The 20,329-nt window shown below is 69.8% G+C and carries 15 protein-coding genes and 4 pseudogenes; 5 read left to right on the top strand and 14 right to left on the bottom strand.

Going from position 1 to position 20,329, the window contains the following annotated elements; all coding sequences use genetic code 11:
- The 3 genes and pseudogenes from ABZT93_RS39375 to ABZT93_RS39385 all read right to left on the bottom strand — a co-directional run.
- A pseudogene (locus ABZT93_RS39375) lies at window positions 1-113 on the bottom strand (GntR family transcriptional regulator); the annotation flags it as partial.
- Between the two features lie 23 nt (window positions 114-136).
- Complete coding sequence (locus tag ABZT93_RS39380; RefSeq protein WP_356113768.1) at window positions 137-2,194, bottom strand: RICIN domain-containing protein; 2,058 nt, start codon at window positions 2,192-2,194, stop codon at window positions 137-139.
- A gap of 164 nt (window positions 2,195-2,358) precedes the next feature.
- Window positions 2,359-3,423: a LacI family DNA-binding transcriptional regulator gene (locus ABZT93_RS39385; RefSeq protein WP_356113770.1), complete on the bottom strand. Its 1,065-nt coding sequence runs from the start codon at window positions 3,421-3,423 to the stop codon at window positions 2,359-2,361.
- 117 nt (window positions 3,424-3,540) lie between these two features.
- Between ABZT93_RS39385 and ABZT93_RS39390 the strand changes: the two are divergent.
- Together ABZT93_RS39390 and ABZT93_RS39395 are read left to right on the top strand one after the other, a co-directional pair.
- Window positions 3,541-3,995: pseudogene (locus tag ABZT93_RS39390) on the top strand (beta-galactosidase); the annotation flags it as partial.
- Window positions 3,996-4,358: 363 nt separating this feature from the next.
- Window positions 4,359-8,534 (top strand): beta-galactosidase, encoded by a 4,176-nt coding sequence (locus ABZT93_RS39395; RefSeq protein WP_356113772.1) that lies wholly within the window; start codon window positions 4,359-4,361, stop codon window positions 8,532-8,534.
- A gap of 87 nt (window positions 8,535-8,621) precedes the next feature.
- Here ABZT93_RS39395 and ABZT93_RS39400 read toward each other — a convergent pair whose 3' ends face one another.
- The gene (locus ABZT93_RS39400; RefSeq protein WP_356113774.1) at window positions 8,622-10,253 is read right to left on the bottom strand and encodes a cation acetate symporter; all 1,632 of its coding nucleotides are present in this window, start codon (window positions 10,251-10,253) and stop codon (window positions 8,622-8,624) included.
- Window positions 10,250-10,693: a DUF485 domain-containing protein gene (locus ABZT93_RS39405; RefSeq protein ID WP_356113777.1), complete on the bottom strand. Its 444-nt coding sequence runs from the start codon at window positions 10,691-10,693 to the stop codon at window positions 10,250-10,252. The genes ABZT93_RS39400 and ABZT93_RS39405 overlap by 4 nt, the downstream gene beginning before the upstream one ends.
- Before the next feature lie 513 nt (window positions 10,694-11,206).
- Here ABZT93_RS39405 and ABZT93_RS39410 point away from each other — a divergent pair.
- Window positions 11,207-11,791 carry a dihydrofolate reductase family protein gene (locus ABZT93_RS39410; protein ID WP_356113779.1) on the top strand — a complete coding sequence of 195 codons (585 nt, stop codon included), beginning with the start codon at window positions 11,207-11,209 and terminating at the stop codon, window positions 11,789-11,791.
- Window positions 11,788-12,201: a VOC family protein gene (locus ABZT93_RS39415; RefSeq protein WP_356113781.1), complete on the top strand. Its 414-nt coding sequence runs from the start codon at window positions 11,788-11,790 to the stop codon at window positions 12,199-12,201. Before ABZT93_RS39410 ends, ABZT93_RS39415 begins: the two co-directional genes overlap by 4 nt.
- A 75-nt stretch (window positions 12,202-12,276) precedes the next feature.
- Here ABZT93_RS39415 and ABZT93_RS39420 read toward each other — a convergent pair whose 3' ends face one another.
- The 3 genes from ABZT93_RS39420 to ABZT93_RS39430 all read right to left on the bottom strand — a co-directional run bounded on the left by ABZT93_RS39420 (window position 12,277) and on the right by ABZT93_RS39430 (window position 14,231).
- Complete coding sequence (locus ABZT93_RS39420) at window positions 12,277-12,963, bottom strand: SDR family NAD(P)-dependent oxidoreductase (RefSeq protein WP_356113783.1); 687 nt, start codon at window positions 12,961-12,963, stop codon at window positions 12,277-12,279.
- Window positions 12,964-13,049: 86 nt separating this feature from the next.
- Window positions 13,050-13,442 carry an ester cyclase gene (locus ABZT93_RS39425; RefSeq protein ID WP_356113785.1) on the bottom strand — a complete coding sequence of 131 codons (393 nt, stop codon included), beginning with the start codon at window positions 13,440-13,442 and terminating at the stop codon, window positions 13,050-13,052.
- Between the two features lie 48 nt (window positions 13,443-13,490).
- Window positions 13,491-14,231, bottom strand: coding sequence for an SDR family oxidoreductase (locus ABZT93_RS39430; RefSeq protein WP_356113787.1), 741 nt, complete (start codon window positions 14,229-14,231; stop codon window positions 13,491-13,493).
- A gap of 92 nt (window positions 14,232-14,323) precedes the next feature.
- On the opposite strand from ABZT93_RS39430, the gene ABZT93_RS39435 reads away from it, so the two are divergent.
- The gene (locus ABZT93_RS39435) at window positions 14,324-14,968 is read left to right on the top strand and encodes a TetR/AcrR family transcriptional regulator (RefSeq protein WP_356113789.1); all 645 of its coding nucleotides are present in this window, start codon (window positions 14,324-14,326) and stop codon (window positions 14,966-14,968) included.
- Here ABZT93_RS39435 and ABZT93_RS39440 read toward each other — a convergent pair.
- The 6 genes and pseudogenes from ABZT93_RS39440 to ABZT93_RS39465 all read right to left on the bottom strand — a co-directional run.
- Window positions 14,956-15,239, bottom strand: a pseudogene (locus tag ABZT93_RS39440) (3-hydroxyacyl-CoA dehydrogenase family protein); the annotation flags it as partial. The gene ABZT93_RS39435 and the pseudogene ABZT93_RS39440 overlap by 13 nt on opposite strands.
- 165 nt (window positions 15,240-15,404) lie before the next feature.
- Window positions 15,405-16,028 carry a TetR/AcrR family transcriptional regulator gene (locus ABZT93_RS39445; RefSeq protein ID WP_356113791.1) on the bottom strand — a complete coding sequence of 208 codons (624 nt, stop codon included), beginning with the start codon at window positions 16,026-16,028 and terminating at the stop codon, window positions 15,405-15,407.
- Between the two features lie 140 nt (window positions 16,029-16,168).
- Entirely contained in the window at window positions 16,169-17,668 is a 1,500-nt protein-coding gene (rox, locus tag ABZT93_RS39450) for a rifampin monooxygenase (RefSeq protein ID WP_356113793.1), read from the bottom strand.
- Window positions 17,669-18,099: 431 nt separating this feature from the next.
- Window positions 18,100-18,788: pseudogene (locus ABZT93_RS39455) on the bottom strand (transcriptional regulator).
- A gap of 254 nt (window positions 18,789-19,042) precedes the next feature.
- Complete coding sequence (locus tag ABZT93_RS39460) at window positions 19,043-19,930, bottom strand: hypothetical protein (RefSeq protein ID WP_356113796.1); 888 nt, start codon at window positions 19,928-19,930, stop codon at window positions 19,043-19,045.
- Window positions 19,931-19,968: 38 nt separating this feature from the next.
- A complete protein-coding gene (locus ABZT93_RS39465) occupies window positions 19,969-20,130 on the bottom strand; it encodes a hypothetical protein (RefSeq protein WP_356113798.1) in 162 nt (53 codons plus the stop codon).
- Window positions 20,131-20,329 lie beyond the last annotated feature (199 nt).

A 20,329-nucleotide genomic window follows, 5' to 3' on the forward strand; every position in this document is an offset into this window, starting at 1 on the left:
TGTCGCTGGGACCCCGATGACATCGGAGCCGGCTGATCCAGCACCTCGGTGCCGATCCCATGGATCCCGCGCACAAGCCCCTCGTTGCGCAGCTTCGCAAGCGGTTCCTGCGCCCCGTCATCACATACGCGGTCCGTCAGTTGACCCGGACGATCTTCCACAGTTGGTCGTTGATGCCGGCGTCGCCCCACTGCACGACGGCGGCGCCGTCGGCGGTGGACGACTGGGCCACGGCGGCGAGCAGGCCGCTACCGACGTTGACGAGCTTGTAGTAGCCGCCGCCCGCGCTGGACAGCGTCCACTTCTGGGAGTTGCCGGCCGAGGCGGTGTTCTGGACGACGGCCGCGCCGGCGGAGGTGGCGGAGTTGCTGACGTCCAGCCGTAGGTTGCTGTGCACGTTCTGCAGGGTCCACGCGCCGCCGCTCTGGGACTGGAAGGTCCACAGCTGGCAGTCACAGGCGGAGTTCCGCCACTGGTCGGCCGCCTTGCCCGGGGTGGTCGACGAGGCGGGGATCTCCAGGTACTTGCCGCTGTTCTTGTTGACGAGCACGTACTGGCCGGTGCCGAGGGCCGGCAGGTCGGTCTGGGTGAGGTTCCAGCGCTGACAGGCGCAGCCGGTGCTGTCCCACTGCCCGGCGACGGTGCCGACGGTGGTGGAGGCGCCGGGGATCTCCAGGTACTTGCCGGTCAGCCGGTTGAGGAGGGAGAAGCCACCCGCCGGGTTCGGAGTGACCGCCCACTCGTGGTCCGGGGTGCCGTTGTCGTCCCACTGCGGGATCCTGGCGCCGTTGGCGGTGGACTGGTTCTCCACGCCCAGGACCTTGCCACTGGCCACGTTGAAGATCTTGAAGTAGCCGGAAGGCTGCTGGACGAACTTCCACTTCTGGTCGTTCGCGTTGTCGGCGTTCTGCTGGGTGGCGTAGGTGCCGTTGGTGGTGGAGCCCCCCGCGATGGTGAGCATCAGGCCGCTGCCCGCGTTGGAGGCCGTGTAGGTGGCGCCGTCGGAGATGCCACCGCCCAGGTCGATGATGCTGTAGGTGACCGGGTTGGACAGGCCGCTGCCCCCACGTCCGGCACTGAGTACGAGCAGGCTGTGCCCGTCGGGCAGGGAGGTCATGCCGCGGCTGTAGCCGCCGGCCACGTTGGCGTTGATGCGCGTCCAGGTGTTCGCGGCGCCGTTCTGCGTGTTGATGAACAGGTCGTCCGCGCTGTTGGCGCTGACCACGAGGGTGCCGTTGGCGCCGCCGGTGGGCAGCCAGGTCAGATAGGGAGCGCTCTGGGGTACCACGCCGTCCGTCGTCCGCAACGGGATACCGGTGACCGAGCCGAACGCCTCCGGGTCGGAGGAGATCTTGTAGTAGACGGAGAAGTTGCCCTCCGGGGCGCCCCCGTACTCGTACGACAGGACGTACTTGCCGTTCGGCAGCTTCGCGACGGTCGGCATGCCCGGACGGTCGCTGAAGGTGGGCATGGCCACGTCGTCCACGACCGGGCCCCAGGTGCGGGCGTCCGTGGAGACCTGGTGGACGATCTTCTGCCCGTGGGCGGGGTCCCGCTGGTCGGAGTAGTAGACGATGAGCTTGCCGCCGGAGACCAGGAAGAACGGTTCCCAGACGGGGGTGTTCCCGTTCGTGTCGTGGGCGGCGCCGCCGGTGGCGATGTTGGTGACGAAGCTCCAGGTCTGTCCGCGGTCGGTGCTGGCGTACAGGTCGATCTTGGTGGCCGAGCGGTCGGAGGGCACCGAGTCACCGGCGGCCAGGATGGTCCCGGCCGGGAAGCCGCCTATCGCCGTGGGGAGTTCGAACAGTTGGGGTTCCCAGCGCATGCCCCAGCCGTTCTGGGTGTCGGCGATGTCGGAGATCTTGCTCCAGGAGTTGCCGTTGTCGGTGCTGCGGTAGATGGGGAAGACGGGTGTGCCGGAGGTGTACTGCTCGAACGTGGCGAGCAGGGTGCCGTCGGCCGATCCGTTGTGTTCCAGGCGCAGGGCCCGCGGATACAGCGAACCGGGCGAAGGCGCACCCGCCGGCGGGGTGTACATCGTCTGCGAGGGGCGGGAGAGGGCCTGCGCCCGCTCCGGGGCGGGCAACAGCACCGTCGCCACGGCGACGATCAGGGACAGCAACAGGAACAGCAGGGTGGTGGGGCGGGAACGCCGAGCGGCGTCGGGGGTGGTGTCCATCAGGGCAGGGGACATGTGCGGCTCCCAGGACAGGGAAGGAATGGTGTGTTTCGGCGCTCGCCCCCGGGTCGATCCGGGGGTGGGAAGCGGCGAGCCCGCAGGGCGCGGCGGTGCCCGAGAGCGTGCTTGTGTGCCCCGGTCGGTGCCGGGGTGCTCTCAGGTGGGATGCCGGGGTGTTCTCAGGTGGTGCGTCGGAACGCCGCGTCGGGGTGGGACGGCGGAGGCGCGGTCGAGCCGCGGACGACGAGTTCGACCGGTGGATCGCTCGCCTGCGGCAGGTCGGTGTGGGGATCTTCGATCGCGTGCACGAGAAGGCGGATACCTTCACGGGCCGCGGCCTCGAAGGGCTGGCGCACGGTGGTCAAAGGAGGAGAGACGTACGCGAAGACGGGATTGCCGTCGAAGCCGACGACGCTGATGTCCTCCGGCACCCGGCGACCGGCTTCCCGCAGGGCGTGGATCAGGCCGATGGCCATCTCGTCGCCCGCCGCGAAGATGGCGGTCACGGACCTGTCCGAGGCCAGCGCCTGCCCCACGGCATGGCCGGAGGCGGCCGACCAGTCGCCGTTGAGCAGCGGGGGCTCGTGCGCGCCCCGCGCTGCGAGTGCCGCCCGCCATCCCTCGATGCGGTCCTTGGTGGCGTACCAGCGCCGCGGTCCGGCGAGGTGGTGAACGGTCGCGTGCCCCAGATCCAGCAGATGCTCCGTGGCGGCCTGGGCCAGGGCGCGGGCGCCCACACCCACGGTGACCGTGCGGGGGGCGGTGAAGGCCGGCGGTGCCCCCAGGAAGAGGACGGGGACGTCGACGCGGACGCCGACGTCTCCCTCCACGATGGGTTCGGACACGACGACACCGTCCACGCCCTGTTCGAGCAGTGACTCCACGGCGCCGGCGATACCCGCGGGGGCGCCGTCCGCGGTGTTGACCACCCTGAGGGCGTACCCCGCGTCGCGCACGGCCCGCTCGATGTGCACGAGCAGTGAAGCGGTGCCGTATCCGGCGGTGCCCAGGGCGACCACGCCGATGGAACCGGTGCGCCCGGAGGCCAGCGTGCGGGCCGCCTGGTTCAGCCGGTAGCCGAGTTCCTCGGCGGCTGCGAGTACCTTTCGGCGAGCCGCGTCGGAGACGTAGGGTTCGTCGTTGAGGACGCGGGAGACGGTCTTGCGGGACACACCGGCCAGCCGGGCCACGTCCGCGCTGCGCGGCGTGGAGGAGCCCGCGCTCTCGCCCACTGTTGGTGCCATGAAGTCTCCCGACGACCGTACGTCTGCATCGAACGAGGTCAACTGTATGACCACGCGGTCTGACCGCGTGGTCATGTCTACGTAGGACGGCCCCGTACGTCAAGGGTTGGCGCAGGGATAACCAAGGTCAGCGTCGGCATCTTCTCCTGGGCCGTGCTGGAGCCGTCCGAGGGCGTCCACGGCTTCTTCCGCAGGGACAGATCCTGGATCCGCTCCACGAGAACGGCATCGCCGCCCACCTCGACACCCCGACGGCCGCCCCGCCCGCCTGGTTCTTCCGCGCCCGTCCCGAGGCGCGGCCGGTCGACCTGGACGACCGTACGCTGTCGTACGGCGGCCGCCAGACCTTCTGCCCGTCCAGCCCCGCCTGCCGTGCCGCGGGCACCGCGGGCGCGCTGGCCGAGCGCTGTGCCGACCACCCGGCTGTCGCCATGTGGCACGTCCACAACGCGTACGGCTGCCACAACGCCGCCTGCTGCTGCGACACCAGGGCGGCCGCCTTCCGGGACTCGTTGAGGGCGAAGTACGGCGACGACCTGACCGCGCTCAACCACGCCTGGGGCACCATCTTCTGACGGGCGCCCCGGCCATCACCCGCCATCCGTACGGCAGCGGCACCGCCTGTTACGTCGCCACGCACCCGGACACCGTCAGGGCGCCGAGATCCCCGCCGAAGGGTTGAACTCCTCACCGGAAAGCCCGTCGTGGGATGTCACCGTCCGACGCTGTGTGGCGGAGGGCGGCGAGCCCGCAGGCCTTCGCCACGTCCCGGGCCTCGGCATGCCGGCCCGAGCCGGACAGCCGCCCGGCGTTCAGCCGCCTCCACCGCCACAACCGCCTTCTACCGCCCCATTGTGTTGAGCCAACCACCGCCCTACTGTTCGACTTTGCCTGAGTCTGTTTGATGCTGATCGCTCAGGCGAATGGAGGCCGCAGTGCGAGGAAACCGGACCGATCCAGAGACCCCGAGACCCGGTCGCCGAGGGTGGTGGAGGGCGGCCCTGGCGACGGCCGCGACCGTCGCCCTGGCCGTGGGCATGATCGCGCCCGCCACGGCGCGAGAGGCGGGCGGGCAGACGGTTGCCGCCGCGCCGACGGCCGACGCGCAGGCGCACACGGTGACTCTCGACGGCTACTCGTTTCTCGTCGACGGAAAGCGGACCTACCTCTGGTCCGGCGAGTTCCACTACTTCCGGCTCCCCAGCTCGGACCTGTGGCGGGACATCTTCCAGAAGATGAAGGCGGCCGGCTTCAACTCGACCTCGCTGTACTTCGACTGGGGATACCACTCGCCCAAGCCGGGCGTGTACGACTTCACCGGCGTCCGCGATGCCGACAGGGTCCTCGACATGGCCGAGGAGGCCGGGCTCTACGTCATCGCCCGCCCCGCGCCGTACATCAACGCGGAGGTCGACAGCGGCGGCCTGCCCGGCTGGCTGACCACCAAGGCGGAGAACAACCGCAGTGACGACCCGCGGTTCCTGAAGTACGCCGACGAGTGGCTGACGCAGATCGACCGGATCATCGCCCGGCACCAACTCACCAACGGCACCGGGTCGGTCATCGCCTACCAGGTCGAGAACGAGTACTACAACGGCTCCGCGGCCGCCCGCTCCTACATGCAGCACCTGGAGGACAAGGCCCGCGCCGACGGCATCACCGTGCCGCTCACCGGCAACAACAACGGCACCTTCAACTCCGGTGCGGGCGCCCTGGACGTGGACGGCCCGGACTCCTACCCGCAGGGCTTCGACTGCTCGAACCCCTCGAAGTGGAACGGCGTCCCGGACATCAGCTACGACCACCCGGCCGGCAAGCCGCTGTACTCCCCGGAGTTCCAGGGCGGCGCCTTCGACCCGTGGGGCGGTCCGGGTTACGACAAGTGCGCCGAGCTGATCAACGACCAGTTCGCCAACGTGTTCTACAAGCAGAACATCGCGGTCGGCGCGACGGCACAGAGCTTCTACATGACGTACGGCGGCACCAACTGGGGCTGGCTGAGCATGCCGCAGAACTACACCTCGTACGACTACGGGGCCGCGATCCGCGAGACGCGACAGCTCGATCCGAAGTACGACGAGGACAAGCTGATCGGGTACTTCACCCAGTCGGTGGCCCCGCTGACCAAGACCGACGCGATCCGGACCACACCCCCGGACGACTCCGCGGTCGTCGACACGGCCCGGATGAACCCGGACACCAAGACGCAGTTCCACGTGCTGCGGCACGGGAACTCCACCTCCACGGCGGTCGACAGGACCCACATCTCCCTGGACTTCAACGCCCAGCCGGCCGCGGACACCACCTACACCTGGGACGACCCCGACTCCGCGCTCCAGTACGCCGGTTCGTGGTCACACGTGCACGACACGAGCTACACCGGCGGCGACTACAAGCACACCGAGTCGTTCTCCAACAAGGCCGGTGACTCGCTTACCGTCCCCTTCGACGGCACCGCGATCCGCTGGATCGGCTCGAAGACGAACAACCACGGCAACGCCGACGTCTACCTCGACGGCACCAAGGTGGCCACGGTCGACGACTCCGGCGCCGAGAACCAGGCGGTCGTCTTCCAGAAGTCGGGCCTGACGCCCGGGGCACACACCCTGAAGATCGTCGTCGCCGGGAACCACGGCTCGGGGTCCACCGACAACTACGTGGCCATCGACGCCATCGACGTGCCGACGGGCACCGCCGCCGCCCAGCCGACCTACCCGGTCGTGCCCCAGCAGCCGGGCACCGCGATCACCCTCGACGGCCGCGACTCCCACGTGATCGTGGCGAACTACCGGCTCGGCGACGCGCAGTTGCAGTACTCGACCTCCGAGATCATGACCGGCGCGACCATCGGCGACCGGGACGTCGCCGTGCTCTACGGCGACCAGGACAGCGACGGCGAGACCGTCCTGCGCTACTCCTCCGAGCCCACCGTGACCGCCACCGGCGGTACGGTCACCACCACTTGGGACCCGGCCACCGGCGATCTGCGGCTGAACTACACCCACAAGGGCCTGATCCGGATCAGTGTCAGCGGCGGCGGACAGCGCCCGCTGCTGCTGCTCGTGGGCGACAAGGCCACGGCGAAGACCTTCTGGCGTCAGGACACCGCGACCGGTCCCGTGCTGGTGCGCGGCACGCACCTGCTGCGGACGGCGACCAGCCGGGACGGCGGCCGTACCGTGGCGCTCACCGGCGACAACGCCGACGACAAGAACATCGAGGTGTTCACCTCCGCCGACCACGTCACCTGGAACGGCAAGGCGTTGAAGACCCGTACCACCGACACGGGAAGCCTCACCGGGAAGATCCCGGTGGCCGCTCCAGTGAGCCTGCCGGACCTGACGAACTGGAAGCACGCCGAGGAATCCCCCGAAGCGGCCCCCGGTTTCGACGACACCACCTGGCAGGTGGCCGACAAGACCACCACCAACAGCGTCTCCGGCATCAACAAGCTGCCGGTCCTCTACGCGGACGACTACGGCTTCCACACCGGCAACACCTGGTACCGCGGCCGCTTCCGCGCCACCGGCAAGGAGACCGGCATCCACCTGGTCTCGGACTCCGGCGGAGGCGCACAGGCCTTCTCCGCCTGGCTCAACGGCACCTTCCTGGGCAGCTCCACCACCGGCGCCGCCGACTTCACCTTCCCGGCCGGTGCGGTCAAGTCCCAGGGCGACAACGTCATCTCCGTGCTCACCGTGAACATGGGGCACGAGGAGGACTACAACTCCACCAACGGCAACAAGACCGCGCGCGGCCTGACCAGCGCCTCCCTCGTCGGAGCCCCGCTGACCTCCGTCACCTGGCGCCTTCAGGGCGTACGCGGCGGTGAGGACCTCCAGGACACGGTGCGCGGCGCGCTCTCGACGGGCGGCCTGTACGGCGAGCGGGCGGGCTGGTCCCTGCCGGGCTACCCGGACGCCAAGTGGAACCGGGTGTCCCTGCCGACGACCGACACCCGCCCCGGCGTCTCGTGGTACCGGACCGATGCCACCCTGGATCTGCCGCACGGTCAGGACACCTCACTCGGGCTGACGTTCACCGACGACCCGGCACGCAAGTACCGCGCCACGATCTTCGTGAACGGCTGGCAGGTCGGCAACTACGTCAACTACCTCGGCCCGCAGCACACCTTCCCCGTCCCCAACGGCATCCTCGACCCGAACGGCCGCAACAGCATCGCCATCGCCGTCTGGAACCTGGACGGCAGCACCGGCGGCCTCGGAAAGGTCTCGCTCACCGACTACGGCAGCTACGCCTCGTCCCTGCGCGTCGCGCAGAACGCCAGCCCCCGCTACGACTCCCGCAAGTACGCCATGCCCAAGCGGCCGGGAGCGGATGTCACCCTCGACGTACCCGACACGGCGCAGCCGGGGGAGGCCTTCACGGCCCGGACGACCGTTCGGGTGCCGAAGGGCGGAGCGTCCGCATCCCGGCTGACGGCCTCGCTCTCCGCCCCCGACGGCTGGAGCGTGAGCGCCACGAGCCCGCTGTCCCTCAAGAGCCTGAAGCCGGGCGGATCGGCCACCTTCACCTGGAAGGTCCAGCCGCCGACCGGGGAGCTGCCGTCCGCCTCGGCACTCACCACCACGGTCCACTACGCGCAGAACGGACGGCAGGCCACCGGTGGCGACGAGCGCATCATCGGCGGAATACCGCCGACTCCGCCCACCGGAAAGAGTGCGGTGAGCGACCTGCCGTTCCTGTCCTCCACCAACGGATGGGGCCCGGTGGAACGTGACAGCAGCGTCGGCGAACAGGCCGCCGGTGACGGTCGTACGATCACCGTCGCCGGCGTGGGCTACGCCAAGGGCCTCGGCACCAACGCGCTCAGCGACGTCCAGCTCTACCTGGGCGGAAGCTGTTCGCGGTTGACGGCGCAGGTGGGCGTCGACGACGAGACGAACGGTGCGGGAACGGTGACGTTCTCCGTGATCGCCGACGGCAGGACCCTGGTGACCACGCCGACGATCGGCGGCAGACAGACCGCCGTGCCCATCGACGTCGACGTCAGCGGCGCACAGGTGGTCGACCTCACGGTCGGCGACGCGGGCGACGGCAACGGCAACGACCACGGCGACTGGGGGGTACCGACCCTGACCTGCGGCTGACGGCCGTAGCGGAAAGTAAGTTCGTGCTTCTGGTCCCCACGCCTGGAGAGGCGTGGGGACCAGAAGCACGGTGCTGAGGAGTTCCGTTCAGGGGCCGTCCGGGCTCCAGCTCGGGCGTCGTCGGGGAGGTCCGGCGAGGATCAGTTGCTCGATGCCCGCGTACCGTTCGCGGGCGCGGCGGGCGCTGCGGCGTCCGCTCACGACGGTGCCCAGCCAGCCGCAGGCGAAGCCCACGGGTACGGAGACCAGGGCGGTCGTGGTGAAGGGGAACCAGTTCAGGTCGGCCTCCGGGAAGGCCGCCGCCGGTGACCCGGAGACGAGCCGGGTGCCCGACATCAGGGCCAGGACGGCAACCGAGCCGCCGATGAGTGTGCCGAGCAGGCCGGCTTTGCCGAAGCGTCGCCAGAAGAGCGAGTAGACCAGCGCGGGCGCGATGGCGGAGGCGCCCATGCAGAAGGACAGGGTGGCCAGGGGCTGGAGGCTGCGGTGCTGGGCGAGGGCGGCCAGCAGCACCACCGGAATCCCGACGATCAGCGCGCAGGCCCGCGCGAGGGTCATCTCCCGCAGCGCGGGCATGCGGCCGTTCCGGGAGGCGATGACATCGTGCGCCAGGGAGTTGGCGCAGGCGAGCGTCATCCCGGCGACGGACGCCAGGAGGGTCAGGAAGATCGCCGTCGTGACGGTGCTGAACACCAGGCTCTCGGCGCGGGAGACATCGGAGCCGAACACCGCGCGGGCGCCCAGCAGGTAGGCGGTGCTGCCGTGCGGGTCGGCGGCGGTGATCTTCTCACGGCCGACCAGTGCCGTGGCGCCGAGGCCGATGACGGTGATCACCAGCATGAACAGGGCGACCGAGGACACCGCCCAGGACATCGTGCGCCGTACCTGGCGGGCGTTGCCCGCGGTGTACATCCGCATGGTGACGTGCGGTAGGCAGGCGCCGCCGAGCACGATGGCGACCTGCGTGCTGATCATGTCCAGTCCGGGGTGCGGCCCGTCCGCGAACTGCAGGCCGTACCGGAGGAAGGCCTCGCCGGCCCCGCTGCGCTGCGCGGCGGTGTCGACCATGGTTCCCGGGTGCCAGCCGAAGGAGGCGAGGATGAGCACGGCCACCACGAGGCCGGACCCGAGGAGCATCACCGTCTTGATGATCTGTATCAGCGCGGTGCCCTTCATCCCGCCCAGGGCGGCGTAACTGATCATCAGGATGCCGGCGCCGAGGATGCAGCCGGTCTGCATGGCACGGTTGGAGAAGCCCAGGATGAACGCCAGGAGCTGGCCCACGCCCGCCAGTTGCACGATCATCATCGGGATCAGCGACAGCAGGGTCACCACACACGCGGTGATGCGCACGGCCCGCCCGGGGACACGTCGGCTCAGTGCGTCACCCATGGTGAACCGGCCGGTGTTGTGCAGCGGTTCGGCGAGCAGGAACATCAGCAGGAGCAGTGACAGCAGCGTGCTCAGGGCCAGGACGACGCCGTCGTAGCCGCACAGCGCGATGACCCCGCCGATGGTGAGCACGGTCGCGGCGGAGATGTAGTCGCCTGCGACCGCCAGCCCGTTGCGCAGCGGGGACAGTGTCCGGTAGCCGGTGTAGAACTCCTCCAGGTCGTCGCGGTCCGGGCCGGTCAGTACGCACAACAGGAGCGTGAGGGTGACGATGCTGCAGAAGGCGACCAGGGACCAGGACTGCGCGGAGCCGCCGAGGTCTGTCATGCCCGGGGCCGCCCGTCGCCGTCCGCCGGACGGGCGTACTGGTTGACCCTGCGGGCCAGGGGGTCGACGAACCGCCGTGCCGAGTACTCGAACAGCAGGACGGCCAGCCAGGTGACGGGGATCTGTACGACGGCGAGCAGCAGGCCGGCGGGGAGTCCGCCGAGGGACGGGCGGGCCATCAAGGCGGGGGCCCTGACGGTGAGGGTGAGGAAGACGGCGAAGTATCCGAGGGCGACGAGGGTGGCCACGCGCCGCTGCCAACGGCAGGCACGGCGCAGTACCCGCAGAGCGCGGTGGTAACTGGACCACGAACGCTGACGGGCCCCGCTGCCCGCACGGTCTCCGGCAGCCGCGGGGGACGGCGGCCGGAGAGCGGTGGGGGAGGGGACCCGTCCGTGGTGCCGGTACGGCAGGGATAATTCCGAGCGGTCGTAGGACATCCCAAAACTCCTAGCGCGGTGGGCCCGGCGTCACGGACCGCAAGAAGGTGGGGGAGCGGAGGCGGTTCGGGTCACCGCACGTTATGCGGGTGTCCGGGCAGTGGATGTGTCTTCCGTTGAACTTTCTGGCGGAAGCCCCGCACGCACGCCGGCCTGGACGGGTGCCTGTGGTGAGGGTGTTACGGAAGTGCCACAGGTGTCCCGTGTGGCCCCACGCCTTCGGATTCGACCGTCCGCACGTCGTACACCAGTCCTGGTCGGCATGGGCCGCTCTGACGGAAGCGGGCCGGTCGGCAGGGGGACGAGCGGTACGCCGAATGCGGCAGTGCTGTGCCGTTCGTTGAGGGGGTGGTACTGGTGGCATATGCCTGTCGAGTATCGAGCCGCCTGAGCGCGCCCCGGCGCGGCGATGAGTTTGCCGGTTGCCCGAGGTCTGTCCTACGACACCCCCGCCCCGTCGGTGGATCAGGAAACGCCGGATCCCGGTGTCGCGGAGAAGAGAGGGAGACCAGCATGAGGAATCCGATTCGGCTGTACATGTCGATGTCGCTCGACGGCTTCATCGCAGGGCCGGACGACCGGCCCGGGCAGGAGCTCGGACGCGACGGCGGACGGCTCTTCAACTGGCTCGACGACCGGGAGTCCGACGGTCCGAGCGGTCAGGTCTACCGCGAGGCGCTGGCGACCGGCGCGGTCGTCTCCGGCCGTCGGACCTTCGAACTCGCCGGGCGCTGGCAGGGCGATCACCACGACGGCGTGCCGATCTTCGTACTCACTCATCGGGTGGATGACGGGGACGTACCACCGGGCCACGCGCGTTTCGCCACCGATGTCGAGGACTGCGCCCGTCAGGCTCGCGCGGCCGCAGGGGACCGGCCAGTCATGGTCCATGGAGCGGGGGCGGCCCAAGCGCTGCTCCGAGCCGGGCAGCTGGACGAGATGGAGATCCACCTGGTTCCGGTCCTCCTCGGGACCGGTCGACGGCTGTTCGACCACCTGGGGAGCGATCACATCGAACTCGACCTCGTCCGGCGGCTCGAGGATCGAGACGTCACGCACCTCCGCTACCGGGTGCGCCGAACCGAGGTGGCCGCGTGAAGACTCTCTTCGTCTCCTACCGCGTCACCGACCTGGACCGCTCACTCGGTTTCTACACCGCCCTGGGCTACGGCGAACTGGGCAGGGTCGAGGTCGGGGACGGGGCCCGCCTCGTGATCCTCAAGTTCCCCGACGAACCGGCGGCCTCGCTCGAACTCGTCCACCGCCCCGGCGACGGACCGGTCGACGTGGGCAGCGGTTTCGACCACCTCGCCATCCAGGTGGAAACGCTCGCCGCCACCCTTCGGACGCTGACCGCAGCCGGCCTCGCGCCCGAACCCCTTCAGTACCCGGGCGGTGCTCACGGCCCGAAGACGTCCTGGCTCACGGACCCGGACGGCTACCGGATCGAGTTGGTGGAATGGCCGTCCGGGCATCCCGACGGGATCACCGAGGCAGACTTCGCCTGAGACGGTCACGGTCCGGCGGGTGACGAAGCCGCCGTGCAAGAACGGTCGGGGGCTGCCCCCGACCGGTTCACTGCGCTACCAGGGCACCACTCCGTCTTCGTCCTGGAAGGTTCCTGTCGGACCGTCCGCGTCGAGAGTCGCCAGACGCACCACGACCTTGGCGCTCTCCTCCGGCGGCCTTCCGATTCCGAAAGCCGCGGTCAGATCGGTCGCGGTGGTGCCGGGCTCGACCGCGTTGAACTTCATCCCCGGCTGGGATTTGGCGTACTGGACCGTGAGCATGGTGGCCGCGGCCTTGGACGCGGAGTAGAGCGCCAACGGCAGGTGGAACTCGGGCCGGTCCGGATTGGTCACCGCCCAGAAGGACCCGGCGCTGCTGGAGACGTTGACCACGGTGGGGTTGGCGGACTTGCGCAGCAGGGGAAGCGCCGCCTCTGTGACCCGCACGATTCCCACCGCGTTGGTGTCGAAGGCCCGCAGCGCCGAGGGACCGTCGGTGCCGCCGTGCCCCAGGACGCCCGCGTTGTTCACCAGGACGTCGAGTCGGCCCTCGGCCGCGTCGATCGCCGCCAGCGCGCTGGTCACGGACGCGTCGTCGGTCACGTCGAGTTGCACGAACCGTGTGCCGAGCGCGGCTGCGGCCTTCTCGCCTCGCTCGGGGTCACGAGCGCCGATGTAGACGATGTGTCCCAGTGCCAGCAGCTGTCTGGCTGTCTCGTAGCCGATGCCCTTGTTGGCGCCGGTGATCAGTGTGATGGGCATGTGTGTCCTCGCGAGTCGATGGGCCCGGGTGGGCCGTTGGTGAGGTGCGGTCCGTCGGCCGAGGTGTCGGCGCTGATCTCGCGGGCTCAGCCGGTCAGTTGCCGGAGAAGTTCGCCGGCGTCGTGCAGAGCGGTCATGTGGACGAAGCGGCCGTCGCGGACCTGATAGACGGCGTACTCGACGATCTCGAACTTGGCTCCGGTGGGAGTCGCGCCGAGCCACGGCTTCACCGGGGTACCGGTGTTGACCAGACGCGCAGCCAGACGGTCACCGTCGAAGAGGAGTTCCCTGAGCTCCCAGTGCAGGTCGGGAACCGCGTCCACGTCATGCTTCTGGACGGCTATGACGTCGTCCCGGGTGGCGGGCTCACCGTTCAGCGTGGTCACGTCGTTGATGAACTCGTCCATACTGTCGAACTCGTGGGCGTTGAGTGCCTCGATATAGCGCAGGTAGAAGGCGCGCAGATCGCTGTCGGACATGGGTGACCCTTTCGCGGGGCGGTTCCGGGTGACGACGTTCGCGCACTCTCAGATCTGGTTCAGGCCGCCGTCGACGTACAGGCTCGAACCGGTGATGAAGCTGCTCTGCCCGGAGGCGAGGAAGGCGACGGCGGCGGCGACTTCCTCGGGGCGTCCGAGCCGGCCCAGCGGCACGCGCGTCGCCAGTTGCCGCTGGAACCCCTCAGGGTCGGGGGTGAGGGCCCTCAGGGCAGGGGTGTCGGTCGGTCCGGGTGTGACGGTGTTGACGCGGATGCCGCGTCCCTTGAGTTCGTTGGCCCAGGTCCGGGAGAACGACCGGGTGGCCGCCTTGGTCGCCGCGTACACGCCGAGGCCCTCATCGCCGACATCCACGTTGGTGGAGCCGTTGAGGATGACCGAAGCACCGTCGTTGAGCAGGGGCAGCGCCTTCTGGACGGTGAACAGCATGCCCCGGACATTGATGCCGAAGAGGGTGTCGAAGTCCTCCTCGGTGACCTGCTCCAGCGGTGTGAGCGAGGCGATGGACGCGTTCGCGAACAGGACGTCCAGGCCCTGGCCCCGGCTGCGGATCGTCTCGTAGAGCCGGTCCAGGTCCGCCAGGTCGGAGATGTCGCCGGGCACCGCGGTGGCCGTGGGACCGATCGCTTCGACGGCCGCGTCGAGTTCGGCCTTGCGCCGGCCGGTGATGAACACGTGCGCGCCCTCGGCCGCCAGCCGGACGGCACTGGCCAGGCCGATACCGGTGCTGCCCCCGGTGACGAGCGCGGTCCTGCCTTCGAGTAATCCCATGCCAGAGCCCCTTCGATTTCCGCAACGATCGCTGCGTAAATCGACAGTAGCACTTCTGCAGCGATCGTTGCGGAACGAGGTAGACTGCGGGTGTGGAGAGCAAACAGAGCGGCCCCATCGGCCGACCCCGAGGATTCGACACCGACGAAGCTCTCGAGCGCGCCATGCTGGTCTTCTGGGAGCACGGCTACGAAGGAGCCAGCACCGCCAGTCTGACGAAGGCGATGGGCATCTCCACCACCAGCATGTACGCGGCTTTCGGCAACAAGGAAGAGCTCTTCCGCAAGGTCCTGAAGCGCTACACCGAAGGCCCGAGCGCCTACCTGGCCCGCGCCCTGGAGGAGCCGACCGCCCTCGGCGTCGCCACCGCGATCCTGGCAGGAGCCGTCCGTACCACCACCCGCCCGGCGCATCCCCAGGGATGTCTGGGCGTCCAGGGCGCCCTGTGCACCGGCGACTCCGGGCAGGAGGTGCGTGACCTCCTCGTCGCCTGGCGGACCGACGGTTACACCTGCGTTCGCGAGCGGTTCCAGCGAGCCGTCGGCGAGGGCGATCTGCCTGCGCGGACCGATCCGGGAGTGCTGGCCCGCTACGTCACCACCTTCGCCTACGGCATCGCCGTACAGGCCGCGAGCGGTGTCGGCCGCGACGAACTCCAGGAGCTGGCCGACGCCGCCCTGCACAACTGGCCTCTTCAGGACCGCCCGCAGCGGTCGGGTTCGCCTCAGCCCTCGTAGATGTGGAACCCCCGGCCGCTCTTCCGGCCGAGGTGACCCGCGGCGACCATGCGGCGCAGCGGCGCGGGCGGCGCGTACAGCGGTTCCTTGTACTCCTTGTACATCGACTCGGCCACGGCCTGGGCGGTGTCGAGGTCGATGAGGGGTTGGTGGTCAGGACTGCGGCGGGGTCCTCGACCGCCTTGTCCGGCAGGCGCAGGACGCTGGTCTTGATGTCGCGGGCCTCGGCGACGGCCTCGATGACGAACTGGCGGTCGGCCAGGTCACCGAGGTACGCCGCGCACCCTCCGCGCACCTCCCGCTCGACGCCGCCCGCCATGAACAGATGGCGGGCGGCGGGCCGTAGCGGGAGTTGATCCGGGGGCCGCGGACCCGCACGGTGGCGCCTTCACGCGGACGGGTCGGTGTTGCGGTGTGGACGCACGGGGCCCGCCGTTCAGGTCCCGCCGCGGCCTGCCCCGGACCCGGGCAGCTGAGGCCGGCGCAGTCCGGCGACGAGGAGCGCGACCAAGGTGCGCGGGTCGTAGCTGGGATCGTTCTCCGCGCCGACGCAGAGGTTGCCCACGCCGCGCATCAGCTCGAGCCCCTTGATGTCGGAGCGGATCTCGCCGGCGGCCGCGGCGGCGTCGAGGAGTTCCGTGCACACCGGTACGAGGTGGTCGATGAAGTAGGCGTGCAGGGTCTCGAAGCCGGCGTTGTCGTTCTGCAGGGCGGCGGCGAGTCCGTGTTTGGTCACCAGGAAGTCGACGAAGAGGTCGATCCACTGCTCCAGCGCATCGTATGCGCTGGAGCAGCTGGCCAGCAGGGCGGGGCCGGCCTCGGCGCAGGTCTCGACCTGGTGGCGGAAGACCGCGACGATCAGGTCCGCCCGGGTGGGAAAGTGCCGGTAGATCGTGCCGATTCCGACGCCCGCCCGGGCCGCGATGTCGCGTACCGGTGCTTCCACGCCCGAGGTGACGAAGGCGGCGGCAGCCGCGTCCAGCAGGATCTGTTTGTTGCGCCGGACGTCCTTGCGCTGGGACGCGGCGGCTTTCTCCGTGCCCTGGCGGCTGTCGCTCACCGTGAGGCTCCTCTCGTCGGAACGCGGCGTGGATCCGGTTCCGTAGCGTCCTGGAACGAGGTTCCGTTTCGGCCATGATGGCAGATCGGGCCGTCGGACCGACCGTGGGAAGGCGTCCGGTTTCCTCTGCTCAGGCGGAATCAGCCCACGGGTCTGCCGAACCAGCGGGAGAGATGGTCGTCCAGGTCCTGCTGCTCGTCGCCGATCCAGGCGACGTGGCCGTCGGGGCGTAGCAGGACGCAGGGAACATCAAGTGCCGCGGTGGGATCGGCGAGTTGATCGACCCGGTCCGACCAGCCGCCGACGGTCAGGCGTTCGGTGCGGTCCAGCAGCAGTCCGCGGCCGCGATGCAGCAGACCGTAGAGGTGGCCCTGTTCCAGGTCGATGTCGCGCAGACGGCGGCCGAGCAGGTCGGGGCCTGCGCCGAAGTCGTAGCGGATGCCGATCCCGGTGATCTTCTCGATCAGACGACGGTTCACCTGGTCGAAGTCCATCAGTTCCGTGAGCAGCCTGCGCACGGCCCGCGGACCCGGTTCTGTCGACAGGAGTTCCATCTGGGCGCGGGTGTTGTCCAGCACGTCCAGGGCGACCGGATGACGTTCGGCCTCGTAGGTGTCCAGCAGCGTTTCCGGTGCCCAGCCGCGGATCTCGGCGGCCAGTTTCCAGCCGAGGTTGAACGCGTCCTGGACGCCCAGGTTGAGGCCCTGTCCGCCGACGGGCGGATGGATGTGTGCCGCGTCGCCGGCCAGCAGCACCCGTCCGACCCGGTAGCGTTCGGCCAGCCGGGTCGCGTCCCCGAAGCGGGACAGCCAGCGGGGGGAGTGCACGCCGAAATCGGTTCCGGCGACGGCACGCAGTTGGTGTCTGAAATCCTCGAGGGTGGGCGGTTTCGAGCGATCACCGACTTCCCCGGCGGGGACCACGACGCTGTAGACCCCTTGGCCGAAGGGCCGGAGCCAGAATCGGTGATGGGTCTCGCGGATCTCGGCCACCTTGGGGGCGATCTCCTCCTGCGGTACGCCCACTTCCATCTCGCCCATCAGGGTCTCGGTCCGTGAGGGCTCGCCGGGGAAGCCGACGCCCAGCAGTTTGCGTACGGTGCTGCGGCCACCGTCACAGCCGACGAGGTAGCGCGAACGCAGCTGTTCGCCGTCGGCCGTCCTGACGGTCACCCGGTCTTCGTCCTGCTCGAATCCAGCTACCGCGCACCCGAGACGCACCTGCGCACCCAGTTGGATCGCATGGGCTTGGAGCAGGTCGACGATGACAGGCTGCGGGATTCCCACCAGATAGGGGTGCGCGGAATCCAGGCCCTGTGGCGCGGGTTTGTCGATGGCGGCGAAGAATCCGCCGGCCGGACGCTGTCGTCCGTGTTCGCGAACGCGGTCCAGCAGTCCGCGCATCGCCATCAGTTCGAGACTGCGCATGTGCAGACCCACGATGCGGACGAACGACGCGGGCTCGGTTTCCTTCTCCAGGACGAGAACCCGCACACCGTGCAGCCGTAGTTCGGCGGCAAGCATCGCGCCGGTCGGCCCGCACCCGGCGATGATCACGTCGAAGTCGAAGCCGCGGGGCGATCGATCAGCTCCGGGTGTTTCGTTCGGCGACGGCTCGGCGGTGAACTGCGAAGGGTCCATAAGTCTTGCCTTTCGGGAGTGCCCTGTTGTCGAGGCGCTCCCGGCGACACCTGTGTCAATCGCCGGCCGTGACGGCAAGGGGGAGCACCCACATCGCTACAGCGTTCATGGGCCTCACCTCCTCGGGCGGTGTCACGGACGACCGCAAGCTACAAGGCCAGCCATCGCGCCGTCCAATCCTTTTCCGGTTGGCGTAGGTGCGAACGGCCACGCCGCGAGGGGGAACGAACCGTCACCTGCTACTCCGTCGGCGTCTTCGACCGGGTCAGGGGACTCGGCCGCCGTGACCGCAAGTGGCCGCCCGCGCGGCGACACCCTGACCGACTTCGCTCTCGCCCTGCTCAACGGTCTGGCAGCGGGCACCTACTCCCCGACGTTCACTGCCACACCGGAGACAGACGGGGCACAGTCCGGTCCTGTCGTCCGGGTGATCAGGCGGCGGGCTCCAACCGGACACAGCACCTGCCCGGGCTGGGCGACAGACAGGCCGTATACCCGCACTCGCCCAGCCCGTGAAGGACACCGCGCAGGAGATTCAGGTTCATGCCGCACACCGTCTGTGTGTACTCGCGGGCCAGTGCATGGAAGGGACAGTTGCCGAGCACGATGGCGCCTTCCTCGTGCCGCGGCTCGAACCCGTACCGCTCCAGCAGGTCGCGGAGACCGCCGGCGCCCGGGCCGCCCAGCAGCGTGCCGAGCTCTTCGGCCTTGCGGTCTAGTACTTCCTGTACCGGCTCACCGGTTGCGCCGGACTCCTCGACGGACTGCGCAAGGAGTCGCCCGGCGAGCTCGTAGCGCCGGTCGGGCAGGCTGACCGCGATGTGTTTCGCCGAACGCCGGTACAGCTCGGCCGGCCGACCGGCCCCCGGACCCGCCCGCCCACTGCGCCGCTCGTAGACCACGTCGAGCAGGGACTCATCGGCCAGCCGGTCCAGGTGGAACGCCGCGGTCTGCCGCGCCAGACCGAGCGCGGCGGCCGCCTCGTCCCGGCCGAAGGGGAGGGGCTGGCGCACCACAAGGTCGTACAGCCTCCTGCGCGTCGCTCGTCCAGGGCGGCGATGGCGGAGACGTCGGCGTCGCGTATTTCCTTCGGGTCGCCCGCCTCGCCGAGCGCTACCACGGCAAGCGGCAGCACTGAACCGGCTCGGCCCGGGCTGATGCTTCCGGCGGGCGGTTCCGCACAGGGGCCTCCCGCCGTGTCGCGCAGCCGACGGCCGGGCAGGGGCCCCGTCCGTCACGGCCCCGTTCGTCACTGTCAGCGTGCACCTGGCTGATCGTGGGCGGTGTGGACGGCTTGGGCGGCGTGGGCGGCGAGGCTGTCGAGGGGTCTGGGTGCCGCGTCGGAGTCAGGTCCCTGTCGTGTCCGGGCTTCACCTACCTGTCGCGTACGGTCAGGCGTTTCACCTCCTGTGCAGCCTCGCGCGCTTCCTGTCGTGCCCGTGTGTGTGCAGCCGCGGCCGTCTTGCCGCGCTTCTCAGCCTCCTGCTGCTCCCGGTCGGCGCGCTGGAGCTCCTGGCGTGCCTGCTGCAGTTGCTGCTCGGCGGCGGACACCTGCTGCCGGGCCTCGTCGTGCAGGTCTCGTGCCCGCTGCAATGCGGCCTCGGCATCGGCCTCTTCGGTACGCGCGCCCCGCAGCCGCTGCGCGGACTCCTCGGCTGCTGCCCGGGCGTGTTCGAGCTGCTCCCGCCGCAGGCGGCGCCGTTCGGCGAGTTCGTCCTTTGCCCGCGTCCGGGCCGACGGCGGTCGAGGCGTCTCCCGACTCGGCTTACGCGCAGCCCTGGTCGGCGGGTCGGCGCCGGGAAAGTCCGACGGCGGGGTGAGAGCGCCCTCCAGGCGGCCGCCCGCCCACCGGTCCGCTGCATCCGGATCGGTGAGCACGGCGCGCAGGGTGGACTCGACGTCCTGCCGGGCCGGGTCCGACAGCCGATGCCCGGCCTCCTGAGCAAGCTGCACCGCCTGCCGGGACAAGGCAGCCACGATGCGCCGACGCTGCTCGGACAGCTCATTGATCCCTGCGGCGTCCAGGGTGCGGTATGCCTCGCGCAACGCCTGCCCCAACTCCAGGAACTGCCGGCTCTCCTGCGGCTGGGAGCGCAGCAGGAGGTTCGCGGCCCAGGCCGCGAGCGTGGGGCGGCGGGCCGCATGGATCCGGCGGGCATCGTCGGCGTGGCCGGCCGACTTGGCCGCGGCGGCCAGCTCCTCACGACGGGCGACGAAGTGGGCCGGGGGCGTGGTGTAGAGCTCGTCGAGAACCGCTTCCACATCGCGTTCCCCGCCGTCCGGTACCCCCTTGCGCCGACTCAGGGGGTCCCCACCTCCGGCTCGCCTTCGTGCCACCCGACCAGACCCGAGTGGGTCAGGCCGTGGAGGGTGTACGCGGTGCGGGAGCTCCGGTCGTCGGTGCGCACCGGGCGGCCGCCGGTCTCAGGGGGCGGGTGGACGATCGCTCGGCGCGCTGACACGGCACCAGCCTCGCCCGTGACGGGTGATCCCGCATCTCGGTCAGGCTCTGTTCTCACGACGGCTGCGGCTCGTTTCGAGGGAGACGACTCTCCGGAGCGCGGCGGCGCACTGGACGCCGCCGACCGTAATCACGGTCACCGACGAGCACGCTCCCGGGTAGGCGAGAATGGGCCCATGAGCCTGTTCCGCCACGACGGC

This window comes from Streptomyces sp. NPDC005303, assembly GCF_040607335.1.
GTDB lineage: Bacteria > Actinomycetota > Actinomycetes > Streptomycetales > Streptomycetaceae > Streptomyces.